The organism is Arthrobacter sp. H41 (assembly GCF_000520535.1).
GTDB lineage: Bacteria > Actinomycetota > Actinomycetes > Actinomycetales > Micrococcaceae > Arthrobacter_D.
In genome coordinates, this window is sequence record NZ_AZRZ01000497.1 from 1 (window position 1) to 1,028 (window position 1,028).

A 1,028-nucleotide genomic window follows, 5' to 3' on the forward strand; every position below is an offset into this window, starting at 1 on the left:
ATCCGCCTCCACTGGGTCCTCGGGACGAGCTGTGTGCCCGATTACTCCGCACGATGGACGGAGGCTTCACCCGACGTCCTTATTCATTCTTACCCCATTTTTGTGATGCACGTCATGATCAGCGTGCGTACGGAAAAAGTACGCTGAATCTGAATCAGGGTCAACAAGCCCGAAATTCATGAACGCTATTCACCCTTTCGCGCGCCGCTAGGTGGGCGGGATGGGGCCACTTCGGACTGCCACTGTGGCCTCCATTGAGATTGGAATTACCATCTCAACATTTTCCCAAGGTCGCAGTTGCAAGCTTCAGTGTGTGCGTGAAGCCCTTGCGCACCTCAGCCAATGAGGTAGTCATGAAAGCTGCACCGGATATTCAGGGAAGAACAAAAGTACGGTCGCTTGGAGGAAAGCGGACCGGAATTATCACGACGGCGTTCGCCGTTGTTTGCACGTCCTCCATTTTCGCCATTCCATCGGCCTCCGCGGCTGTTCCCACGTTTCCCGATAACCTCGTGGTGTTCCCCAACCGGGACTTCATCACCGTCGAGGGCTACCAGGGCAGGGTGGGGCAGGAAGCAACCATCGAGGTCAGCCGGCCCGGCGCCGGCGTGGTCGGCTCCGCCTCGAGCCTCGTCGCCGCCGGCGACGTCGCCTTCGAGATCAACCACCCCGGCGGTGTGTGCTGGGGTGCCGGCACGGGCCTGAACGTCACCCCGGACATCCTGCCCGGGGACACGGTGTCCATCAAGTTCGGCGACACCGTCGTAGCCGACACCCGGGTCCAGGACACCTATGTGACCGAAGACGCGATCCTGAACGGCAACACGGTCACCGTCAAAGGCCACATCGGCAGCGGCGTCAACCGCGCCCAGTTCGAGCAGCGGATCATCGAGCCCGCCATGAAGGACACCGACGTAGGGCGGCGTGATGTGCGCGCCACCCCGGGACCACTGACGGCCGATGACTCAGGCGCCTACTCCTCCGGCATCGTCTTTGATACCGACGGGCCGAATACCTTCACGGCAACC

The 1,028-nt window shown here is 61.2% G+C and carries 1 pseudogene; it reads left to right on the forward strand.

Annotated elements, in window-relative coordinates:
* Positions 1–353 precede the first annotated feature (353 nt).
* Positions 354–1,028 (forward strand): annotated as a pseudogene (locus tag Y705_RS16600) (fibronectin type III domain-containing protein); the annotation flags it as partial.